Origin of the sequence: Conexibacter arvalis, assembly GCF_014199525.1 — a bacterium.
In the GTDB taxonomy this organism is placed as follows: domain Bacteria; phylum Actinomycetota; class Thermoleophilia; order Solirubrobacterales; family Solirubrobacteraceae; genus Conexibacter; species Conexibacter arvalis.
This window is the reverse complement of the sequence record NZ_JACHNU010000009.1, coordinates 104,798-124,043: the sequence shown is the minus strand read 5'-3', so window position 1 is coordinate 124,043 and position 19,246 is coordinate 104,798. Positions and strand designations below refer to the sequence as shown.

General features: G+C 75.7%; 21 protein-coding genes and 1 tRNA gene. 14 read left to right on the top strand and 8 right to left on the bottom strand.

Features of this window, described 5'->3' with window-relative positions; translation table 11 throughout:
• The first annotated feature begins 146 nt into the window (after window positions 1-146).
• Window positions 147-797: a DUF1707 SHOCT-like domain-containing protein gene (locus BDZ31_RS22480; protein ID WP_183345358.1), complete on the top strand. Its 651-nt coding sequence runs from the start codon at window positions 147-149 to the stop codon at window positions 795-797.
• A complete protein-coding gene (gene tmk / locus BDZ31_RS22475) occupies window positions 794-1,564 on the top strand; it encodes a dTMP kinase (protein ID WP_221243271.1) in 771 nt (256 codons plus the stop codon). Before BDZ31_RS22480 ends, tmk begins: the two co-directional genes overlap by 4 nt.
• A gap of 66 nt (window positions 1,565-1,630) precedes the next feature.
• Here the strand turns inward: tmk and BDZ31_RS22470 are convergent, their stop codons facing one another.
• Complete coding sequence (locus BDZ31_RS22470; RefSeq protein ID WP_183345356.1) at window positions 1,631-2,521, bottom strand: TrmH family RNA methyltransferase; 891 nt, start codon at window positions 2,519-2,521, stop codon at window positions 1,631-1,633.
• A 34-nt stretch (window positions 2,522-2,555) separates the two neighbouring features.
• The gene (rpsR, locus tag BDZ31_RS22465; RefSeq protein WP_183345354.1) at window positions 2,556-2,846 is read right to left on the bottom strand and encodes a 30S ribosomal protein S18; all 291 of its coding nucleotides are present in this window, start codon (window positions 2,844-2,846) and stop codon (window positions 2,556-2,558) included.
• Window positions 2,847-3,077: 231 nt separating this feature from the next.
• Here rpsR and BDZ31_RS22460 point away from each other — a divergent pair, with 231 nt between their 5' ends.
• Together BDZ31_RS22460 and BDZ31_RS22455 are read left to right on the top strand one after the other, a co-directional pair.
• Complete coding sequence (locus BDZ31_RS22460) at window positions 3,078-4,559, top strand: amidase (RefSeq protein ID WP_183345353.1); 1,482 nt, start codon at window positions 3,078-3,080, stop codon at window positions 4,557-4,559.
• 77 nt (window positions 4,560-4,636) lie between these two features.
• Window positions 4,637-5,578 carry an alpha/beta fold hydrolase gene (locus tag BDZ31_RS22455; protein ID WP_183345351.1) on the top strand — a complete coding sequence of 314 codons (942 nt, stop codon included), beginning with the start codon at window positions 4,637-4,639 and terminating at the stop codon, window positions 5,576-5,578.
• Between the two features lie 37 nt (window positions 5,579-5,615).
• On the opposite strand, the gene BDZ31_RS22450 is transcribed toward BDZ31_RS22455, so the two are convergent.
• On the bottom strand, window positions 5,616-6,965 hold the full coding sequence (locus tag BDZ31_RS22450; RefSeq protein ID WP_183345349.1) for a cytochrome P450: 1,350 nt from the start codon (window positions 6,963-6,965) through the stop codon (window positions 5,616-5,618).
• 46 nt (window positions 6,966-7,011) lie between these two features.
• Window positions 7,012-8,199, bottom strand: coding sequence for a cation:proton antiporter (locus BDZ31_RS22445; protein ID WP_183345347.1), 1,188 nt, complete (start codon window positions 8,197-8,199; stop codon window positions 7,012-7,014).
• 64 nt (window positions 8,200-8,263) lie between these two features.
• On the opposite strand from BDZ31_RS22445, the gene BDZ31_RS22440 reads away from it, so the two are divergent.
• The 3 genes from BDZ31_RS22440 (at window position 8,264) to BDZ31_RS22430 (ending at window position 11,473) form a co-directional block, all read left to right on the top strand.
• The gene (locus BDZ31_RS22440) at window positions 8,264-10,216 is read left to right on the top strand and encodes a heavy metal translocating P-type ATPase (RefSeq protein ID WP_183345344.1); all 1,953 of its coding nucleotides are present in this window, start codon (window positions 8,264-8,266) and stop codon (window positions 10,214-10,216) included.
• A 64-nt stretch (window positions 10,217-10,280) separates the two neighbouring features.
• The gene (locus tag BDZ31_RS22435) at window positions 10,281-11,162 is read left to right on the top strand and encodes a universal stress protein (RefSeq protein WP_183345342.1); all 882 of its coding nucleotides are present in this window, start codon (window positions 10,281-10,283) and stop codon (window positions 11,160-11,162) included.
• A complete protein-coding gene (locus BDZ31_RS22430) occupies window positions 11,159-11,473 on the top strand; it encodes a hypothetical protein (RefSeq protein ID WP_183345340.1) in 315 nt (104 codons plus the stop codon). Before BDZ31_RS22435 ends, BDZ31_RS22430 begins: the two co-directional genes overlap by 4 nt.
• Here the strand turns inward: BDZ31_RS22430 and BDZ31_RS22425 are convergent.
• Together BDZ31_RS22425 and BDZ31_RS22420 are read right to left on the bottom strand one after the other, a co-directional pair.
• Window positions 11,470-11,841, bottom strand: a complete 372-nt coding sequence (locus tag BDZ31_RS22425; protein WP_183345338.1) for a VOC family protein — start codon at window positions 11,839-11,841, stop codon at window positions 11,470-11,472. The genes BDZ31_RS22430 and BDZ31_RS22425 overlap by 4 nt on opposite strands.
• Before the next feature lie 126 nt (window positions 11,842-11,967).
• Window positions 11,968-12,339 (bottom strand): VOC family protein, encoded by a 372-nt coding sequence (locus BDZ31_RS22420; RefSeq protein ID WP_183345336.1) that lies wholly within the window; start codon window positions 12,337-12,339, stop codon window positions 11,968-11,970.
• Between the two features lie 221 nt (window positions 12,340-12,560).
• Between BDZ31_RS22420 and BDZ31_RS22415 the strand changes: the two genes are divergently transcribed.
• Together BDZ31_RS22415 and BDZ31_RS22410 are read left to right on the top strand one after the other, a co-directional pair.
• A tRNA-Met gene (locus BDZ31_RS22415) sits at window positions 12,561-12,634 on the top strand.
• A gap of 68 nt (window positions 12,635-12,702) precedes the next feature.
• Entirely contained in the window at window positions 12,703-13,296 is a 594-nt protein-coding gene (locus BDZ31_RS22410; RefSeq protein WP_183345334.1) for a DNA-3-methyladenine glycosylase I, read from the top strand.
• Between the two features lie 77 nt (window positions 13,297-13,373).
• On the opposite strand, the gene BDZ31_RS22405 is transcribed toward BDZ31_RS22410, so the two are convergent.
• The gene (locus tag BDZ31_RS22405) at window positions 13,374-14,660 is read right to left on the bottom strand and encodes a saccharopine dehydrogenase family protein (RefSeq protein WP_183345332.1); all 1,287 of its coding nucleotides are present in this window, start codon (window positions 14,658-14,660) and stop codon (window positions 13,374-13,376) included.
• A gap of 10 nt (window positions 14,661-14,670) precedes the next feature.
• On the bottom strand, window positions 14,671-15,528 hold the full coding sequence (locus tag BDZ31_RS22400; protein ID WP_183345330.1) for an aldo/keto reductase: 858 nt from the start codon (window positions 15,526-15,528) through the stop codon (window positions 14,671-14,673).
• A 109-nt stretch (window positions 15,529-15,637) separates the two neighbouring features.
• Here BDZ31_RS22400 and BDZ31_RS22395 point away from each other — a divergent pair, with 109 nt between their 5' ends.
• From BDZ31_RS22395 to BDZ31_RS22375, 5 genes are all read left to right on the top strand, one after another.
• Window positions 15,638-16,582 carry an aminopeptidase gene (locus BDZ31_RS22395; RefSeq protein WP_183345328.1) on the top strand — a complete coding sequence of 315 codons (945 nt, stop codon included), beginning with the start codon at window positions 15,638-15,640 and terminating at the stop codon, window positions 16,580-16,582.
• The gene (locus BDZ31_RS22390; protein WP_183345326.1) at window positions 16,570-17,526 is read left to right on the top strand and encodes a hypothetical protein; all 957 of its coding nucleotides are present in this window, start codon (window positions 16,570-16,572) and stop codon (window positions 17,524-17,526) included. Before BDZ31_RS22395 ends, BDZ31_RS22390 begins: the two co-directional genes overlap by 13 nt.
• Before the next feature lie 114 nt (window positions 17,527-17,640).
• Window positions 17,641-18,153 (top strand): hypothetical protein, encoded by a 513-nt coding sequence (locus tag BDZ31_RS22385; protein ID WP_183345325.1) that lies wholly within the window; start codon window positions 17,641-17,643, stop codon window positions 18,151-18,153.
• 53 nt (window positions 18,154-18,206) lie between these two features.
• Window positions 18,207-18,602: a hypothetical protein gene (locus BDZ31_RS22380; protein ID WP_183345323.1), complete on the top strand. Its 396-nt coding sequence runs from the start codon at window positions 18,207-18,209 to the stop codon at window positions 18,600-18,602.
• Window positions 18,599-19,240, top strand: coding sequence for an MBL fold metallo-hydrolase (locus BDZ31_RS22375; protein ID WP_183345321.1), 642 nt, complete (start codon window positions 18,599-18,601; stop codon window positions 19,238-19,240). Before BDZ31_RS22380 ends, BDZ31_RS22375 begins: the two co-directional genes overlap by 4 nt.
• The last annotated feature ends 6 nt before the right edge of the window (window positions 19,241-19,246 follow it).

Sequence of the window (19,246 nt, the reverse complement as noted above, 5' to 3'; positions counted from 1 at the left end):
CAGTCGGGGTTGCCGCGGTGGGCGGCGCCGGTCGAGCGCCGGCCGGCCGTCCCGGTCGCCGCTCGCGCTCGCCGCCGCCCGCCGGCGCTGGGGCGGCTGGCTGCCCGCACCACGGCCGACAGGCGCGCCGGTTAGCATCGGCCGCCATGTCCGACCCGCAGATCCGCGCCTCCGACGCCGAGCGCGACGCGACGATCGAGCGCTTGCGCGCCGCCGCCGGCGAGGGCCGGCTGACGCTGGAGGAGCTGGCCGACCGGATCGAGGGCGCCTCCGGCGCGAGAGTGACGCGCGGCGAGCTGACGAGGCTGACCGCCGACCTGCCGCCCGAGGCGGCGCCCTCCGGCGGAGGCGCCGCGGGCGCGCTCGGCCCCGGCGCGGCGGCGGGCGGCGGGCTGCCGGCGGGCGCCGGCGTCGCGGTCGCGCCGGTCGCCGTCTCCAGCGTCTTCGGCGACCACCGCCGCAGCGGGCTGTGGCAGCTGCCGCAGCGCAGCCGCTGGCGGACGGTCTTCGGCGACGTGAAGCTCGACCTGCGCGAGGCGCACGTGCCGGCCGGCGCGATCGAGGTCGACGTCTCGACCGTCTTCGGCGACGTCGAGCTGCTCGTCCCCGAGGGCGTCCTCGTCGAGATCCGCACGCGCACCACCTTCGGCGACGTCAAGCAGCGCGCCGGCGGCAGCGCGCCGCCGGGCGCGCCGCGGATCGTGCTGACCGGCGGGACGATCTTCGGCGACGTCCGCGTGCAGGCGAGACGGCTGCGCGAGCGGCTCGTCGAGCGGCTGCTGGGGCCATCCGCGTGAGCGCTCGGGCGGCCGGCGGGGCCGGCGGCGGCGCGAAAGACGGGGCGCATCGCGAGCGCGGCGCGGGCGGCGGCGCAGCGGCCGGCGGGGCCGGCGGCGGCGCGGACGACGCGGCGCATCGCGAGCGCGGCGCGGCAGGCGGCGCCGCCGAGCGGGGGCGGTTCGTCGTGATCGAGGGGCTCGACGGCGCCGGCACGACGACGCAGGCCGAGCGGCTCGCGGCAGCGCTGCGGGAGCGGCGGGGGCTGGCGGTCGAGCTGACGAAGGAGCCGACCAACGGCCCCGTCGGCGCCGTGCTGCGCCAGGCGATCGAGGGGCGCGTGACGCTCGACCCGGTGTCGCTCGCGCTCGCCTTCGCCGCCGACCGCGCCGACCATCTCTTCAACCCGGTCAACGGGGTCGTCGCGGCGCTGGAGGCCGGCCGCTGGGTCGTCTCGGACCGCTACGTGCTCTCCTCGCTCGCGTACAACCGCGGCGGCGCGACGAGCCGCGAGTGGCTCGCCGAGCTCAACCGCCACGCGATCGCGCCCGACCTGACGATCTTCGTCGCCGTCGACCCCGACGTCTGCGTCAGCCGCATCGGCGCCCGCAGCTCGGCCGAGGAGCTGTTCCACTCGCGCGAGCAGCTCGTCGCGGTCGATCGCAACTACCGCGAGCTGATCGACGCGGGCCACGTCCGCGGCCCGCTGGCGACGGTCGACGGCAGCGGCGCGATCGCCGAGGTCGAGGCCGCGATCTGGACCGCGGTCGAGCGGCTGCAGGGCTGAAGCGCGGGACGCGCGCGGCGCGCCTGCACCGCCACGCACCGGCTCGCGGCGCGCCGCCGGACCGGCTCAGCCGATCCGTGCGCCGTACAGCACCGCCGCGACGGCGGTCGCGAGGTTGAGGCTGGAGACGCCCGCGCGCATCGGCAGCGCCAGTCGCCGATCGGCCCGCGCCAGCAGCGCCTCCGACAACCCGTGGCGCTCGGTCCCGAACGCGAGCAGCGCGCCGGCCGGCAGCGGCGCGGCGCCGAGCGGCTCGCCGGCGGGGTCGAGCGCGACGAGCGGGCGGGAGCGCCGCGCGCTCGGCGAACCCGCACGCTCCGCCGCACCCGCGTCCGCCGCGCCGGCGCCCGCAGCCTCCGCACCGGCGACGCCGCTCGCCGCGTCGAGCGCCGCCAGCGCGGCCGCCGCGTCCGCGCCGAGCGAGCCGACCGGCAGCGCGAAGTGCAGGCCGGCGGCGCCGCGCACGGCGGCGGGATCCCACGGGTCGCGCGGGCCGGTGGTCACCACGGCGGCGGCGTCCGCGGCGGCGGCGACGCGCACGACGGCGCCGACGTTGCCGAGGTGGCGCGGATCCTCCAGCAGCACGGCCGGCCGCTCGGGACGCGCGGCGAGCGCGGCGGCGGGGGAGAAGGCGGGCCGTCGCGCGACGGCGACGACCTCGGTGTGGGGAAGGCGCGGCGCGAGCCGTCGCAGCTCCTCGCGCGGCACCGCGACCGCGAGCGCGGTCAGCTCCGCGGCGACGTCCGGCGCCAGCTCGCGCGCGAGCGCGGCGAGGCCATCGGGGTCGCTCGCCGCCGCCGCGTCGATCGCGGCGCCGAAGCGGAGCGCGTGCTTGAGCGCGTGGAAGCCCTCGAGCACGACGCGCGACGGGTCGTCGCGCGCGCCGTCGAAGGCGCGCGCGAGCGCAACGAGAAGCGCCCGCTCGACGGCGGGCGCAGGAGGCCGGCGGTGCGTCATCCGCTCCCGCCGACGGGTCGTCGCGTCGGCGTCCTCAGCCGCGGCCGCGACCGCGGGAGGGGCGCTCGTTGCCGGAGGCGGCGACGTAGGGGAGGAGCGCAAGCTCGCGAGCGCGCTTGACGTGTCTGGCGAGCTTCGCCTGGTCGACGCGGCTGAGGCCGGTCGTGCGGCGGGCCTTGATCTTCCCGCGCTCGGTCAGGAACGGGCGGAGCGTCTCGGGGTTGCGGTAGTCGATGGCGGCGGCGACGTCCTTGTGGACGGTGCGACGCTTGCGCGAGGCGTCGGCCGCGGGCTTGCGACGACGGCGGGAGTCGGGTGCAGGCATCCGTCCATTGTAAGCGAGATACCGACATCGGGACGGTTGCCGTCCGGTGAAGCTGCTTGCAGGAGATCGCCCTCCCGCGCAGAGGCCCGTCGCGGCAGCGCCATCCAGGAGCGTCGCGGACGCTCGCGCGGCGCTCCGCGGGGTCGTGTGACGCCGCCGCGCCGGCCGATCGCCGCCACCGCGCCGACGCGGTGCGGCGCCGCGACCACCGCGATCGGAGAGGATGGGCCGATGGAGCACAGAGACTACGCGGAGCTCGACGGGCTCGGGCTGGCGGCGGCGATCGCCGGCGGCGAGCTGACCGCGGCCGAGGCGCTGGAGGCGGCGCAGCGGCGGGCGCAGGCGGTCGGCGGCCGGATCAACGCGATCGTGCGCCCGCTGGAGGCGCAGGCGGCGGCGCGGCTCGACGAGCCGCTGACCGGCCCGTTCGCGGGCGTGCCGTTCCTGCTGAAGGACCTCGGCCAGCAGTACGCCGGCGTGCCGTCGAGCTACGGCTGCCGCGCGCTGTCGCAGCTGCCGGCGATGGAGCACGCGACGGTCGTGCAGCGCTGGCTCGACGCCGGCGTCGTCGTCTTCGGCCGCACCAACACGCCCGAGTTCGGCGCCAAGGGGATCACCGAACCGGAGCTGTTCGGCCCGGCCCGCAACCCGTGGGACGCCGACCGCACGCCCGGCGGCTCCTCCGGCGGCTCGGCGGCGGCGGTCGCCGCCGGGATCGTCCCGGTCGCCGGCGCCAGCGACGGCGGCGGCTCGATCCGGATTCCGTCGGCCTGCTGCGGCCTCTTCGGCCTGAAGGCCGGACGCGGCCTCGTCCCGCACGGGCCGATCGCCGGCGAGCCGCTGCTCGGCGCCGCGACCGACGGCGTCGTCTCCCGCACGGTCCGCGACAGCGCCGCGATGCTCGACGTGCTCGCCGGCCCCGACCCGACCGTCCCGTTCGCGCCCGCGACGCACGGCGGCAGCTACCTCGACGAGGTCGGCAGGGATCCCGGGAGGCTGCGGATCGGCTTCCACGCCAGCTCCGCGATCAACAGCTCGGTCGATCGCGAGGCCGTCACCGCCGTCACCGAGGCGGCGGCGCTGCTGGAGTCGCTCGGCCATCACGTCGAGGCGGTCGCCTCGCCGGTCGACGACGCGGCGCTGGCGCGCGACTTCCTCACGCTCTGGTTCGCGAACGTCGCCTACGAGGTCGGCCACGTCAGGCAGCTCACCGGGGCCGGCCGCGAGGGCTTCGAGCAGGACACGCTGATCATGGCCGCGCTCGGCAGCCGCACGACGGCGGTCGAGTTCGTCGCGGCGGTCGAGCGGCGCCACGAGCACGTGCGCGCGCTCGCCGACTTCCACGACCGGTTCGACCTGCTGCTGACGCCGACGCTCGCGACGCCGCCGCCGCGGATCGGCCAGTTCGACACGCCGAAGGCGCTCAGACCGCTCGCCGAGACGCTGCTGCGGACGAGAACCGCCCCGGTCCTGAGACGGCTCGGGATCGTCGAGAGAATGATCGACGACAACCTTGGCTGGGTCCCGTACACGCAGCTCGCCAACCTGACCGGGCGCCCGGCGGCGAGCGTCCCGCTCCACTGGACCGCCGAGGGCCTGCCGCTCGGCGTCCAGTTCGTCGCCCCGCTCGGCGGCGAGGCGACCCTGCTGCGCCTCGCCGCCCAGCTGGAGGAAGCGAAGCCGTGGAAGGACCGCCGGCCGCCGTTGCTGTGAGCGGCCGCCGGTGGACAGCCTCGGTACGGCTCGGTACCGTGGTACGTCCACGTACCGCGACGAGGAGGAGGGGCGCCATGACCAGCGAGCAGGAGCTGCCGCACGAGCCGGAGCGGATCGTCGCGGTCGGCCGCGGCATCGAGCTGTGCGTCGAGACGATCGGCGACCCGTCGGCCGAGCCGCTGCTGCTCGTCTCCGGCCTCAGCCAGCAGATGCACGCGTGGCCGCTGGAGCTGTGCCGCCAGCTCGCCGCGCGCGGGCTGTTCGTGATCCGCTTCGACAACCGCGACGTCGGCCGCTCGACCCACCTGCGCGACGTGAAGCCGCCGTCGCCGCTTCAGCTCGCGACCCGCCGCTTCTCCGCCCGCCAGTACGCGCTCGGCGCGATGGCGCTCGACACCTCGGGCCTGCTCGACGCGCTCGGCCTCGAATCGGCGCACGTCGCCGGCAGATCGATGGGCGGGATGATCGGGCAGACGCTCGCCGCGCGCCAGCCCGACCGCGTCCGCAGCCTCACGTCGATCATGTCGATGACCGGCGCGCGGCGGAGCGGCCGGCCGGCGCTGTCGACCTGGCGGCTGATGACGACGCCGCCGGCGAAGACGCGCGAGAAGTCGATCGAGAAGGCGGTCGTGCTGTGGCGCCACATCGGCTCGCACGGATTCCCGTTCGACGAGGAGCAGGTCCGCGCCGACGCCGGCCTCGCCTTCGACCGCGGCCACGACCCGGCCGGCGTCGCCCGCCAGCTGGCGGCGATCATGAAGTCGGGCGACCGCACGCGCGAGGTCGCGACGATCGCCGCGCCGACGCTGGTGATCCACGGCGACCGCGACATGATGGTCGCCCCCTCCGGCGGCCGCGCGACGGCGAACGCGATCCCCGGCGCCCGCCACGAGACGATCCGCGGCATGGGCCACGACCTGCCCGTCGGCGCGTGGCCGCGGCTGGTCGAGCTGATCGCCGGCCACGTCGAGGCCGCGAGCGGCGCCCGCGAGGACGCCGCGTCCGCGGCCGCCTGAGCGCGGGCGCGGCGCCAAGGGCGCGGCCGCCGCAGCGTCAGGCGGCGCCGGCCAGCGCTGCCGCGACCGCGTCGGGCGCGGCCCCGTCCGGCCGGTCACGCCGCCGCCGCACGACGGCGCGGCCGCCCCGGCTGGGGGCGAAGGCGATCCCGCGCGACTTCCAGCGCTCCTCCGGCTCGCCTGTCGTCGCCAGCTCGAGCTCGGAGAGCAGCGTCCGCAGCACGACGTCCATCTCCATGTGCGCGAAGGCGGCGCCGATGCAGCGCCGGATCCCGCCGCCGAACGGGACCCACTTGTACGTCTCCGGCATCCGGCCGACGAACCGGTCGGGGTCGAACCGCTCCGGGTCGGGGTAGAGGCGCGCGTCGCGCTGGGTCAGGTAGGCGGAGGCGAAGATCCGCGTCCCGGCCGGGAGCAGCCACTCGCCGAGCTGGTAGTCGACCATCGCGAAGCGGCCGGCGGCGGTGATCACCGGGCGCGACCGCTGCACCTCGCGGATCGTCGCGTCGCGGTAGTCGCGGCCGCCGGCGTCGACCTCGGCGACCAGCCGCCGCAGCACGTCGGGGTGGCGGCGGAGCCGCTCGACCGCCCACGCGAGCGTCGCGGCGGTCGTCTCGTGGCCGGCCGCGAGCAGCGTCAGCAGCTGGTCGGCGATCTCCTCGCGCGACATCGGCGTGCCGTCCTCGTGTCTGGCGCGGACGAGCAGCGACAGCACGTCGGAGCGCTGCTCCAGCTCGGGGTCGCGTCGCGCGGTCGCGATCAGCTCGTCGACGTGGCGGTCGAACGCCGCCCGCATCCGCGTGAAGCGGCCCCACGGGCTCCACGCGCCGAGGTCGCGCTGGAGGAACCGCAGCAGCGCCAGCCGCGAGCCGAGCGACACCATCGGCGGCAGCAGGCCGCGCAGCTGCTCCAGCTCGCTGCCGCGGGCGCCGAAGACCGCCCGCAGGATCGCGCCCAGCGTGATCCGCATCATCGGCTCGAGCGTCGCGAACGGCCGGTCCTCGGGCCACGTCGCGATCTCGCGCCGCGCCTCCTCCTCGATGATCGCCTCGTACGACTGCATCCGCTCGCCGTGGAACGGCGGCAGCAGCAGCTTGCGCTGACTGAGGTGGCGCTGCTCGTCGATCGCCAGCAGCGAGTTGCGGCCCAGCACGGCGCCGAGCGGGCTGCGGTCGCCGGCGTGGAGGACCTTCGGGTCGGCGGTGAAGACCTGCTTCAGCAGCACCGGGTCGGAGACGACGACGAGGTTGCCGATCCCGCTGATGCGGACGGTGAAGGCCTCGCCGTAGCGGCGGCGCATGATCCGCGCCGTCTGCGTCTGGAGGCCGAGGAAGAGCGCCGTCTGGATCGGCGTCGGCAGTCGATGCGGGCCGGGAGGAAGCGCCATGGCGCCAACGGTACTCCGGCGTACCGGCCCGCGCAAGCGACAGCCGTCAGGCGACGGCCGCGGCGCTCTGGGCGCGGTCGCCGCGCAGCCGCAGGCCGAGGATCGGGAAGATCGCCGTCGACAGGATCGCCGCGACGATCAGGCTCGCCGCGGTCGACGCGCGCATGTGGCCGCCTTCGACCGCGATCGTCGTGACGGCGACGACGAGCGGCAGCTCGGTCGCCGAGAAGAAGGCGAGCGCGGCCCGGTCGCGGGCGGCCAGGACGGCGCGGTAGAGCAGCAGCGCCGGCACGCCGCGGACGACGAGGAAGAGCCCGAGGAACAGCGGCACCTCCAGGAAGCGGATCGGGTCGTCGATCAGCGCCCCGAGGTCGACGTTGATCCCCGAGACGATGAAGAAGAAGGGGATCAGGAAGCCGTAGCCGATCGCCGTCAGCTTCGACTCGAGCACCTCGACCTCCCGGCCGCGCAGCGCCAGCCGCAGGATGATGCCGGCGACGAAGCCGCCGAGCAGCAGCTCGAGCCCGAGCGTCGCGGCGAGCGCGACGAGCGCGAACACCACGACGACCGTGAAGCGGATCGCGACCTGGCTGCTCGCCTCAAGCGTCCGCTCGAACAGCTCCCAGCCCCTGCCGACCCAGCGCACGGCGAAGACCCCCGCGACGACGGCGAGCGCGACGAAGGCGAGCAGGATCGCCGCGTTCTCGACGGCGCCCTTGGTCGAGAAGACGAGCGTGATCAGCAGGATCGGCCCGAACTCCCCGATCGCGCCGACGCCGAGCAGGTAGGTGCCGAAGCGGGTCTTCAGCTCGCCGGCGTCGCGCAGGATCGGCATCAGCGTGCCGATCGCCGTCGTCGCCATCGCCGAGCCGACGAAGACGAGCGACAGCACCACCCCGGCGAGCGCGAGCAGGCCGCCGAGCGCGTAGGCGAGCGCGAGCGACAGCAGCCAGCCGATCAGCGCCAGCTTCAGCGGCTGCCCCTTGATCCGCTCGAAGTCGATCTCGTAGCCGGCGAAGAAGAACAGCATCCCGAGGCCGAGGTTGGAGAAGAAGGCGATGAAGTCGTCGGACTCCGCGAGGCCGAGCACCTCCGGCCCGACGACGATCCCGAGCACCAGCTCGAGCACGACGACCGGCACGACCAGGCGCGTGGAGAGCAGCCCGGCGAGGAAGGCCGCCAGCGCCGCGACGACGACGATCGTGAGGAATGACTCGGTGTCGACGTTGACCATGGGCGCCCCGGTGCGGCCGGCCGATCGTATTGGAGCCGGCGGGCGCGGTGGGAACAACCGGAGCATGGACCCGCGTGAGCTGCGACGGCGGATCGCGCCGAACCGGACGCTGCTGGCCGCGATCGCGGTGCTGCTCGGCACGCTCGCCGGCGGCGCCTGCCACCTGCTCGGGGCGCCGCGTGCGGGCGACGCGATCTGGACGGTCACGCTGCTCGCGACGATCGTCCCGCTCGCCTGGACGGTCGTGCGCGCGCTCGCGCGCGGCGACCTCGGCGTCGACGTGATCGCGCTGCTGGCGATGGCCGGCGCGCTCGCCGGCGGCGAGCTGCTGGCCGGCTCGGTCGTCGCGGTGATGCTGACCGGCGGCAACGCGCTGGAGGCGTACGCCGACGGCCGCGCGCGCCGCGAGCTGACCGCGCTGCTGCGGCGGGCGCCGCGGATCGCGCACCGCCGCGACGCCGCGGGCCGGTGGGCGGAGGTCGCGGTCGACGCCGTCGTCCCCGGCGACGTGGTGCTCGTCCGAACCGGCGAGCTGGTCCCGGTCGACGGGACGCTGCTGAGCGAGCGCGCGGCGATCGACGCCTCGGCCGTGACCGGCGAGTCGCTCCCGGTCGCCCAGCGCCGCGGCGACGCGCTGCGCAGCGGCACCGCCAACGCCGGCGAGCCGTTCGAGCTGAAGGCGACCCGCGACGCCGCCCGCAGCTCCTACGCCGCGCTCGTCAGGCTGGTCGAGCAGGCGCAGGCGGAGAAGCCGCCGTTCACGCGCATGGCCGACCGCTACGCCGGCATCTTCCTGCCGGTCACACTCGCGCTCGCCGGCGCGGCGTGGGCGATCAGCGGCGAGGCGATCCGCGCGCTCGCCGTGCTCGTCGTCGCGACCCCGTGCCCGCTGATCCTGGCGGCGCCGATCGCGCTGGTCGCCGGCCTCTCGCGGGCGTCGAGCGCCGGGATCGTGATGAAGGGCGGGACGGCGCTGGAGCGGCTCGGCGCGACGCGCACGGTGCTGCTCGACAAGACGGGCACGCTGACCCGCGGCCGCCCGGCGGTCGAGCGGATCGTGCTGTTCGACGGCCGGGCGGGCGACGGCGGTGAGAGCGGCGCCGACGGCCCGGGCGGCAGGACCGCCGCGGGCGGCGGCGAGGCCGGCGGCGACGGCGCGGGGGAGCTGCGCCTGCTGCAGCTCGCGGCGTCGGTCGACCAGCTGTCGGCGCACGTGCTGGCGGAGGGCCTCGTCGGCGACGCGCGCCGCCGCGGGCTCACGCTCGAGGAGGCGACCGCGCCGCGCGAGGCGCCCGGCGACGGGATCGTCGCCGACGTCGGCGGCCACCGCGTCGGCGTCGGCGGGGAGGCGTGGCTGGAGCGGCAGGGCTTCACCGGCGACGGCGCCGCGACCGTCGCCGAGCTCGGCGCCGCGCCGGGCCGGGCGCTCGTCCACGTCGGCGTCGACGGCCGCCTCGCCGGCGTGCTCGTGATGGCCGACAGACTGCGTCCCGACGCCGCCAGACTGGTCGCGGCGCTCCACGACGCCGGCGTCGGCCGCGTCGCGATGGTGACCGGCGACCGCGCCGAGGTCGCCGAGGCCGTCGCGGAGGAGGCCGGCCTCGACCGCGTCTTCGCCGAGCAGTCGCCGGAGCGGAAGCTGGCGATCGTGCGGGCCGCGCGCGAGCGGCCCGAGCTGCGTCCGGTCGTGATGGTCGGCGACGGCGTCAACGACGCGCCGGCGCTCGCGCTCGCCGACGTCGGGATCGCGCTCGCGGGGGAGAGCCGAACGGTCACCAGCGACGCCGCCGACGCCGTCATCACCGTCGATCGCGTCGACCGCGTCGCCGCGGCGGTGCGGATCGGCAGACGGACGATGGCGATCGCCCGCCAGAGCGTCGTCGCCGGGATGGCGATGAGCGTCGCCGCGATGGTCGTCGCCGCCCTTGGCCACCTGCCGCCGGTCGCCGGCGCGCTGCTGCAGGAGGCGATCGACGTGGCGGTGATCCTCAACGCGCTGCGCGCGCTGCGGCCGTGACGGCGGGGCCGATTCCGGGCACCACCAGGGGAGGAAGGCGAACCGCGACGATGCGGAGGGAGCGATGCTCAAGAGGCTCGTGACCGGGGTCGACGGATGGCATTCGGGCCGCGACGCGGCGGTGCTCGCGCAGGCGCTCGCCTCGGGCGACGACGCCGACGTCCTGCTGACCGGCGTCTGGCAGGAGTCGCTCGTGCTGCCGGCCTCGCTGCTGCTGACGCCGAACGCCCGCCCGTTGGAGGAGACCGAGGAGATGCTGCTCGCCGTCCGGCACGACTGCGTGCCGCGCGCGCGCACCCGCCCGCTCAGCGGCATGTCGATCGCCCGCACGCTGCGGCGCGTCGTCGTCGACGAGCATGCCGACGTGCTCGTGCTGGGCGCCTCCGCGAAGGCGCACGTGGGTCACGTCCGCGTCGGGCGCGACGCGCGGCAGACGCTCGACGCCGCGCCGTGCGCGGTCGCGATCGCGGAGAGAGACCTCCACGAGCATCCCCATCCGGTCAGACGGATCGTCGTCGGCGTCGACGGCTTCGAGGAGTCCGACGCGGCGCTCGCGTGGGCGGCGCCGCTCGCCCGCAGCCTCGGCGCCGAGCTCGTCGCCGTCGCGGTCGTCGACGAGAAGGTGCCGCTGGGGTCCGACCCGGTCGGTGCCGACGCGGAGCTGATGCAGTGGGACGACACGGTCCAGCGGCGCCGCCGTCGCGTCGAGCAGGCGATCGCGGCGGCGCGCGAGCGCGGCGACTGCGACGCGAGCGAGGTCCGCATCGGCGACCCGGGCGCGGAGCTGGCGCGCGCCGCGGTCGAGGCCGGCGCCGACCTGCTCGTGATCGGCTCGCGCAGGCTGGGACGGGACGCGCGGATCGCGATCGGCAGCGCGGCCGAGGACCTGCTGCACGACGCGCCCTGTTCGCTGGTGATGGTTCCCCGACCGCTGGAGGCGGCATGAGCGCCGAGCAGGAGCGGGTCCACACGATCGGTCTGATGGCGGTCGACCGCGGCGCGGCGGCGCGCGACCACCTCGCCGACCTGCGGCGGCTGCTCGCCGACGGCGGCGCGCGGGCGGGCGAGCCCGACCAGCTCGGTGTCTTCGTCGCGAGAGTGCCGGCCGCGAGCCGCGCCGATGCGCTCCGGGTCGTCTACGACGCGATCGCAGCCGTCGGCGCCGACGACCACGTCGCGTTCATCGACCACCCGGAGGTCCCGCGCCACTGGCGGCGCTGGCACGTCGACAGCGGCGAGGTGCGCGACTCCGGCTAGCCCGTCAGCTTGAACAGCCCGATCGGGTGGCCCTCGGGGTCGGAGAACATCCCGATCTCGACGCCCTCCATCACGGTGTCGGGACCGAACATCCGCGTGCCGCCGAGCTCGGCCGCGCGCGCCAGCGCGGCATCGACGTCGGGGACGCCGACGTAGAAGGTGACGTGGCCGTCGTAGCCCTCCGGCCCTCTGCCGATGCCGCCGCCGATCCCGGTCCCGTCGGCGGTCGTGTTGCCCTCGCGGTCGATGGTCCCGTATCTCATCGGATTGTCGGCGTCGATCCTCCAGCCGAACAGCTCGGAGAAGAAGCCGCGCAGCATCTCGTCGTCTCTGCCGATGACCTCGAAGTGGACGACCGGTGCACCCATGGTCTCGCTCCTCGTGTGTCGCGGGCGGCCGCGCCGCGGGGTGCGGCCGCGTTGCCGGATACGCCTCTTCAAACGAGGTGCTGCCCGTCGGCTGCGCGCCGCGACACCGTCACGGCGCGGCGACGCTCACGCCGCCTGCGGGACGAGCTGCTGGACCGCCCAGGCGTTGCCGTCCGGGTCGCTGAAGAAGACGAAGCGGCCCCACGGGAACTCGGAGACCTCGCTCACCTCGATCCCGCGCTCGAGCAGCTCGGCGCGGGCGGCGTCGGCGTCGGCGACGACGACCTGCATCCCTCTGACCGATCCCGGGGCGGCGTCGGTGATCCCCTTGCCGAGCGCGATCGAGCAGGCCGAGCCGGGCGGCGTCAGCTGCACGAAGCGCAGCTCGTCGGAGACGGTGTGGTCGTGGTCGGCGTTGAAGCCGGCGCGGACGTAGAACTCCTTCGCGCGGTCGACGTCGGAGACCGGGATCGCGACGAGCTCGAGCTTGAAGTCCATGGCGGGTTCCTTTCGCGGTCGCTGCGGGCGGTATGCCCGACTCGACGGCGACCGTACGGCCGCTTGCGGTCAGCTCCGGTCCGCAATCGAGCCGGGGCGCATGCGGCTGGCGCCGCGCCGCTCCGCGGGCGGCCGACGGCGGGCCGGTCGAGGCGCCCTGCGCGTCACGCGCGCCCGCGCGTCGGCGCCACCGCCCGCTCCGCTATCCTTCGCGACCCCGCGCCTGGGTAGCTCAGCTGGTTAGAGCGCAGCACTCATAATGCTGAGGTCGGGAGTTCGAGTCTCCCCCCAGGTACCTTCCGAAGCGCCGGCCCGCGAGCGAGCCGGCGCTTCCTCGTTCTCGACCCGGGAGGACCCGATTCGATGCGCTGCTTCGGCGACGGCGACCCGCTCTACGAGGCCTACCACGACGACGAGTGGGGCGTCCCGGTCACCGGCGAGCGGGAGGTCTACGAGCGGATCTGCCTGGAGGCGTTCCAGTCGGGCCTGGCGTGGATCACGATCCTGCGCAAGCGCGAGGGCTTCCGGCGTGCCTTCGCCGGCTTCGACCCGGAGGCGGTCGCGGCCTTCGGCGACGACGACGTCGCGCGCCTGATGGCCGACGCCGAGATCGTCCGCAACCGCGCGAAGATCGAGGCGACGATCGCCAACGCCCGCGCCGTGCTGGGCCTGCGCGAGCAGGGGATCGACCTCGGCGAGCTGCTGTGGTCGTTCGCGCCCGACGGGCCGGAGCGGGAGGCGGCGGTCGACCTGCGCGGCCTGCCGGCGACGACGGCCGAGTCGAGAGCGCTCGCGAGGCGCCTCAAGCAGCTCGGCTTCCGCTTCGTCGGCCCGACGACGGCCTACGCGGCGATGCAGGCCTGCGGCGTCGTCAACGACCACCTCGCCGCCTGCCCCTCGCGCGCCCGCGTCGAGGCGGCCCGCGCGGCCGTCCTCGCCGCCCGCGCGGCGGCGTGAGCGGCGCGCCGCCCGGCGCGGCCGCGTGACCGCGGCGGCTCGACGCGGTCGCGTCGCGGCGCGTGAGCGGCGGCGTCCTAGCCGACGACGGCGAAGCGCATGCCGGCGCGCTCGAGGCGGGTGCGGAGGGCGTCGCCCATCGCGGCGGCGGTCGTCGTCTGGCCGCGCGTCTCGGGCAGCTCGTCGTGGGCGAGGCAGAGCGCCGACTCGGCGAGCATCTTCGCCGTCTCGGTGTAGCCGGGATCGCCGCCGGAGACCTCGCAGACGACCTGCGCGCCGCCGGGCAGCGGCTCGCCGCCCACGGCGACCTCGCGGCCGTGGAAGCGGACCTTGAACCACGACGCCGCGCGCGTCGCCTCGCTCGGGCCCTGGCCGGAGCCCAGGCGGCTCGTCAGCGCCTTGCGGACCGGGCCGAGCTGCGCCGCCGCGACCAGCGCCGGCATGGCGATCGATGCGCAGACGGCGGTCGGCAGCCGCTTGACCCAGGCATAGTGGCCGTAGGTGAAGTCGGGGCCGTAGCGCTCGAGCGCGCGGGCCGAGCGCAGCACGATCTGCGGGTCGATCGTCGGCAGCGGCAACGCCCAGCCGATCTCGCCGCCGACATGGCGCGGCAGCGGCTTCTCGCCGCGGACGCGGCGGCCGTCGGGGCGCGCCTCCGACTCCCGCCGCGCGGCCGCCGCGCGCTGCGTCGAGCGCATCCGCGAGAAGGCGGTCAGCGCCGAGTCGAGCGTCCCGCCGGAGAATCTCGCGCCGGCGCGGACGAAGCCCTCGACCTTCAGCGGCACGTCCTCGGGCAGTTGCTGGACGGTGAACAGCGCGCCGAGGTCGTGCGGGATCGAGTCGAAGCCGCAGCTGTGGACCAGCCGCGCGCCGCTGGCGACCGCCGCGGCGTGGTGGCGGACGTACGTCAGGTCGACGAACTCCGGCTCGCCGGTCAGGTCGACGTAGTCGGTGCCGGCCGCCGCGCATGCGGCGACGAGCGGCTCGCCGTAGCGGATGTAGGGGCCGACGGTCGTCGCGACGACGCGCGTCGACTCGGCCAGCGCCCGCAGCGACGCCGGGTCGTCGACGTCGGCGTGCAGCAGCGGCACGTCGACGCCGAGCCGCTCGGCGAGCGCGCGCAGCTTGTCGCGGTCGCGGCCGGCGAGCGCCCAGCGCGTCGGCGCGTCGCCGCCGGGCGCGCCGACGTCGCCGCCCTCCGCGTCCACGCCCGCGGCCGCGCTGCCGGCCGCGTCCGCGCCCGCGGCCGCGCCGCCGCCGGCTCCGCCGACGGCCCGCGCCAGGTATTCCGCGGTGAGGCCGCCGGTGAAGCCGGTGGCGCCGATCAGGACGACGTCGTGCTCGCGCTCGGGGCGACTGGCCATGCGGCCAACACTACGCCCCCGCCGCGTCGAGCCGCGCCGCTTCGTCCGCGGTCAGCGTCAGCTGCGCGGCGGCGACGTTCTCCTCCAGGTGGGCGACCGAGCCGGTCCCGGGGATCGGCAGCATCACCGGCGAGCGCTGCAGCAGCCACGCCAGCGCGACCTGTCCCGTGCTCGCGCCGTGCGCTGCGGCGATCTCGGCGGCGGCGCCGCCCGGCTTGGCGAGGTCGCCGGCGGCGAGCGGGAACCAGGGGATGAAGCCGATCCCCTCGCGCTCGCAGTAGTCGAGCACCTCCTCGGAGCCGCGGTCGACGAGGTTGTAGCGGTTCTGGACCGTCGTCACCTCGAACCATCTGCGCGCCGCCTCGATCTCCTCGACGGTCACCTCGGAGAGGCCGATGTGGCGGACGAGCCCCTCGTCCTGGAACGCCTTGAAGACGGCGAACTGCTCATCGCGGTCGACCTTCTCGTCGATGCGGTGCAGCTGGTAGAGGTCGATCCGCTCGACGCCCAGCCGCCGCAGCGACATCTGCACGCACATGCGCAGGTACTCGGGCCGTCCGAGCGGCGCCCATCTGCCCGGGCCCTGCCGCGTCAGCCCGGCCTTCGTCGCGACGACGATCCCGTCGTAGGGGTGGAGCGCCTCGCGGATCAGGTCCTCGGAGACGAACGGCCCGTAGGAGTCGGCGGTGTCGATGAAGTCGACGCCGAGCTCCGGCAGCCGGCGCAGCACGCGCAGCGCCTCGTCACGGTCCTCGGGCTCGCCCCAGATCTCCTTGCCGACGATCCGCATCGCGCCGAAGCCGAGGCGCGTGACCTCGAGGTCGCCGCCGATCTTGAACGTCCCCGCAGCAGTGGCAGTCGCAGTCATGCCGTCCAACCTACCCGCGTGCGGGGCGCGGCAGCGGGCGGCTGCGCCGGTCCCGCGAGCGGGCGCGCCGGCAAGGGGAGGGGAGCGGATCCGGTGTAGCGTCCACGCCATGTCCGAAGACCTCGACCGCGCGCTCCAGACCGTCATGGAGCGCTGCCTCGACCTGAGAGCCGGCGAGAACGTGCTCGTGATCGGCGACCCGAGATCGCGCGAGCTGGCGGAGGCGATGCGCGACATGGCCGCCCGCTACGGCGCCGACGCCGTGCTGGCGCTGATGGACGAGCGCGAGAACGACGGCACCGAGCCGCCGCCGCCGATCGCCGCGGCGCTGACCGCCTGCGACGTCTACCTCGCCCCGACCTCGCGCTCGCTGTCGCACACGAGAGCGCGCAAGGCCTCCAACGACCTCGGCTCGCGCGGCGCGACGCTGCCGGGCGCGACCGCCGAGATGATCGCGCGGGTGATGTCGGTCGACTTCGCGGCGATGAAGGAGAAGACGCTCGCCGTCACCGAGCTGCTCACCGGCGCCGAGGAGGCGCGCGTCACGTGCGCGCGCGGCTCGGACATGCGCTTCGACCTGACCGGCCGCCGGGGGATGGCCGACATCGGCGAGATGACGAGAAGCGGGACCTTCGGCAACCTGCCGGCCGGCGAGGGCTTCATCGCGCCGCTGTCGGGCGAGGGCGAGCTGGCCGCCTCGTCGCTGGCGCCGATGGGGATCTCGCCGGAGCCGGTCCTGCTGACGGTGCAGGACGGCCACCTGACCGCCGCCAACGGCCCGCTCGGCCCCGAGTTCTGGGAGCGGCTGAGCGCGCACGGCCCGAACGGCACCAACGTCGCCGAGCTGGGCGTCGGCACCAACGACGCCGCGACGCTGACCGGCAACATCCTCGAGGACGAGAAGATCCTTGGCACGATCCACGTCGCCTTCGGCGCGAGCATGGGGATCGGCGGCACCGTCTCGGTCCCGATCCACCTCGACGTCGTCGTGCTGGAGCCGACGCTGGAGATCGGCGGCACGCGCGTGCTCGACGCCGGCAGATGGGTGCTCTGAGCGCACACCGGCCCCCCGACGGTCCGCTGCTGCTCGCCGTCCCGAACGTCTCGGAGGGGCGCGACGCGGCGGCGGTCGACGCGATCGCCGCCGCCTTCGCGAGCGGCGGGCTGCCGGAGGACGGCGGCCCGCGCCCCGGCGCGCCGAGCCGCGTGCGGCTGCTCGACGTCCACCGCGACCCCGACCACAACCGCACCGTCGTGACGCTCGCCGGCCCGCCCGGCGCGCTCGCGCCGGCGCTCGTCGCCGGCGCGCGCGAGGCGGTCGCGCGGATCGACCTGCGCCGCAACGACGGCGTCCACCCGCACGTCGGCGCGCTCGACGTCGCGCCGGTCGTCCACCGCACCGAGGCCGACCGCGGGGCCGCCTGCGCCGAGGCGCTGCTCGCCGCCGACCTGCTCGCGCGGCGGCTGGAGCTGCCGGTGCTGACCTACGGCGCGCTCGCGCGGGGGCGCACGCGCGCGGAGATCCGCCGCGGCGGGCCGGCGGCGCTGGCGCAGCGGCTGGCGGCCGGCGAGCTGGCGACCGACTTCGGCCCGCGCGCGCCCCACCCGACCGCGGGCGTGACGCTCGTCGCCGCGCGCCCGCCGCTGGTCGCCTTCAACGTCGTGCTGGCCGAGCCGGCGACGCTGGAGCGGGCCCGCGAGGTCGCGGCGCGGGTGCGCGAGGGCGGCGAGGAGGGGCTGCCGGGGCTGCGCGCGATCGGCATTCGGCTCGAGCGCGCCGGCGCGATCCAGATCTCGATGAACGTCGAGGCTCCGGAGCGGACGCCGCTGCGCGACGTCGTCGCCGCGATCGCCCGCCATGTGCCGATCGCCTCGGCGGAGCTGGTCGCGCTCGCCCCCGAGCGGGCCTTCGACGGCTTCCCGGCCGACCTGCCGATCCCCGGCTTCGACCCCGACCGCCACCTGATCGAGCGGGCGCTGCTGCGCCTCGGCGGCTGACCGCCGCGCCCCGCCGGGCCAAACGCGCGCGGTCAGCGCGCCGCCGCGGCGCGAGAGCCGGATGACAACCCGTCGCGAGCGCGCCGCCGCGCGGCGTAGGCTAGGCCGATGTTCATGGCACGCAGCTCCCGAGCGCTGGCCGTGGGAGGCACGGCGCTCGTGCTCGCCGCGGCGGCGCTCGCCGGCTGCGGCGACGACGACACCGGCGGGACCGTCACGACGACGACCGCACCGCGGCTCTCGGTCACGGGGGCGGCGGCCGCCTACGCGCCGATCAGAGCGGAGATCGTCGCGATCGGCAGAGATCTCGGCACGGCCGTCAGGAACGCGCCCGGGACGGCCGACGCGGAGCTGGCCGACCAGTTCTCGGCGCTGACCGTCCGCGCCGAGTCGGCGGTCGCGAGACTGGAGTCGCTCGACGTCCCGGCCGACCTCGACACGGCGTTCGACGACCTGCGCGAGGCGCTGTCGGACGGCGCCGAGGACCTCCGAGCGGTCGCGACCGCCGCGCGCCAGCACGACCCGCAGGCGGCGCGCGAGGCGACGCAGCGGCTCGTCAGCGACAGCGCCGCGATCAGAGCGGCGCGCGCCCAGGTCGAGCGCCAGCTCCCGCCGGCGCGCGGCTGACCGACGTGCCGCGCGGCCCCGCGTGCGGGCAGCCACTAATCTCCTAAGGAGCCATGGCACAGACGAAGAAGAAGCGCCAGACGAAGCACCGTGGCAACGCCGCCGGTCAGATCGAGGCCCGCGGCCGCACGGGACGCAAGCCGAGCGAGAGAGAGCGCAAGCTGTCTGCGCGCGACGAGGCGCGCGCGAAGCGCTTGGAGCGGCTCGACCAGCCGCCGACGTGGCGCGGCGCGTTGAACCGCGCCGCGATCGCGACGGCCTTCTTCTTCGTCCTGCTCGTGCTGCTGTTCAGAGACCAGCCGTTCGCGAGCAAGATCTTCATCGCGCTCTTCATGCTGCTCGTCTACGTCCCGATGGGCTACTACACCGACCTCTTCGTCTACCGCCGCCGGCAGGCGAAGAGACTGAAGGAGCGCGCCGCAGCGGGCGGCAGGAGAGGCGACGCGTGATCGAGGTCGTCCCCTTCACCGTCGGCCCGGTCCAGGAGAACAGCTACCTGGTCCGCCGGCAGGGCGCCGAGACGGCCGTCATCTTCGATCCGGGCGACGAGGCCGAGCGGCTGCTGGGGGCGATCGACGAGCTCGGCGTGAGACTGGAGGCGATCCTGCTCACGCACACCCACTTCGACCACGTCGGCGCCGTCGCGCCGGTCGCGCGCGCGACCGGCGCGCCGGTCTGGTGCCCGCAGATCGAGCGCGACGTGCTGCTCGACGTCAACAGATACGTGCCGTGGCCCGGCTTCGGCCCGTTCGAGAACCACGACCCCGAGCACACGATCTCCGGCGGCGAGCGGGTGTCGGTCGCCGGCCTCGACTTCGACGTCGTCTTCACGCCCGGCCACAGTCCCGGCCACGTCACCTGGGCGCTGGCCGACGGCAGCGCGCTGTTCTCCGGCGACGTGCTCTTCCAGGGCTCGATCGGCCGCACCGACCTGCCGTTCGGCGACCACGGGCGGCTGCTGCGATCGATCGCCGAGCTGCTGGAGAGATACGACGACAGGGCGCAGGTCTTCCCCGGACACATGGGTCCGACGACGCTCGGCGCCGAGCGGGCGACCAACCCCTTCCTCCAAGACCTCGTCGCGTAGCGGACG

Excerpts from the sequence above, each read along its gene's own strand:
- BDZ31_RS22395 (WP_183345328.1), top strand. The coding sequence starts at position 15,638 with ATGTCCGAAGACCTCGACCGCGCGCTCCAGACCGTCATGGAGCGCTGC.
- BDZ31_RS22420 (WP_183345336.1), bottom strand. The coding sequence starts at position 12,339 with ATGGACTTCAAGCTCGAGCTCGTCGCGATCCCGGTCTCCGACGTCGAC.
- rpsR (WP_183345354.1), bottom strand. The coding sequence starts at position 2,846 with ATGCCTGCACCCGACTCCCGCCGTCGTCGCAAGCCCGCGGCCGACGCC.
- BDZ31_RS22460 (WP_183345353.1), top strand. The coding sequence starts at position 3,078 with ATGGAGCACAGAGACTACGCGGAGCTCGACGGGCTCGGGCTGGCGGCG.
- BDZ31_RS22405 (WP_183345332.1), bottom strand. The coding sequence starts at position 14,660 with ATGGCCAGTCGCCCCGAGCGCGAGCACGACGTCGTCCTGATCGGCGCC.
- BDZ31_RS22400 (WP_183345330.1), bottom strand. The coding sequence starts at position 15,528 with ATGACTGCGACTGCCACTGCTGCGGGGACGTTCAAGATCGGCGGCGAC.
- BDZ31_RS22480 (WP_183345358.1), top strand. The coding sequence starts at position 147 with ATGTCCGACCCGCAGATCCGCGCCTCCGACGCCGAGCGCGACGCGACG.
- BDZ31_RS22385 (WP_183345325.1), top strand. The coding sequence starts at position 17,641 with ATGGCACGCAGCTCCCGAGCGCTGGCCGTGGGAGGCACGGCGCTCGTG.
- BDZ31_RS22430 (WP_183345340.1), top strand. The coding sequence starts at position 11,159 with ATGAGCGCCGAGCAGGAGCGGGTCCACACGATCGGTCTGATGGCGGTC.
- BDZ31_RS22435 (WP_183345342.1), top strand. The coding sequence starts at position 10,281 with ATGCTCAAGAGGCTCGTGACCGGGGTCGACGGATGGCATTCGGGCCGC.
- BDZ31_RS22445 (WP_183345347.1), bottom strand. The coding sequence starts at position 8,199 with ATGGTCAACGTCGACACCGAGTCATTCCTCACGATCGTCGTCGTCGCG.
- BDZ31_RS22440 (WP_183345344.1), top strand. The coding sequence starts at position 8,264 with ATGGACCCGCGTGAGCTGCGACGGCGGATCGCGCCGAACCGGACGCTG.
- BDZ31_RS22470 (WP_183345356.1), bottom strand. The coding sequence starts at position 2,521 with ATGACGCACCGCCGGCCTCCTGCGCCCGCCGTCGAGCGGGCGCTTCTC.
- BDZ31_RS22455 (WP_183345351.1), top strand. The coding sequence starts at position 4,637 with ATGACCAGCGAGCAGGAGCTGCCGCACGAGCCGGAGCGGATCGTCGCG.
- BDZ31_RS22390 (WP_183345326.1), top strand. The coding sequence starts at position 16,570 with ATGGGTGCTCTGAGCGCACACCGGCCCCCCGACGGTCCGCTGCTGCTC.
- BDZ31_RS22425 (WP_183345338.1), bottom strand. The coding sequence starts at position 11,841 with ATGGGTGCACCGGTCGTCCACTTCGAGGTCATCGGCAGAGACGACGAG.
- BDZ31_RS22410 (WP_183345334.1), top strand. The coding sequence starts at position 12,703 with ATGCGCTGCTTCGGCGACGGCGACCCGCTCTACGAGGCCTACCACGAC.
- BDZ31_RS22380 (WP_183345323.1), top strand. The coding sequence starts at position 18,207 with ATGGCACAGACGAAGAAGAAGCGCCAGACGAAGCACCGTGGCAACGCC.
- BDZ31_RS22450 (WP_183345349.1), bottom strand. The coding sequence starts at position 6,965 with ATGGCGCTTCCTCCCGGCCCGCATCGACTGCCGACGCCGATCCAGACG.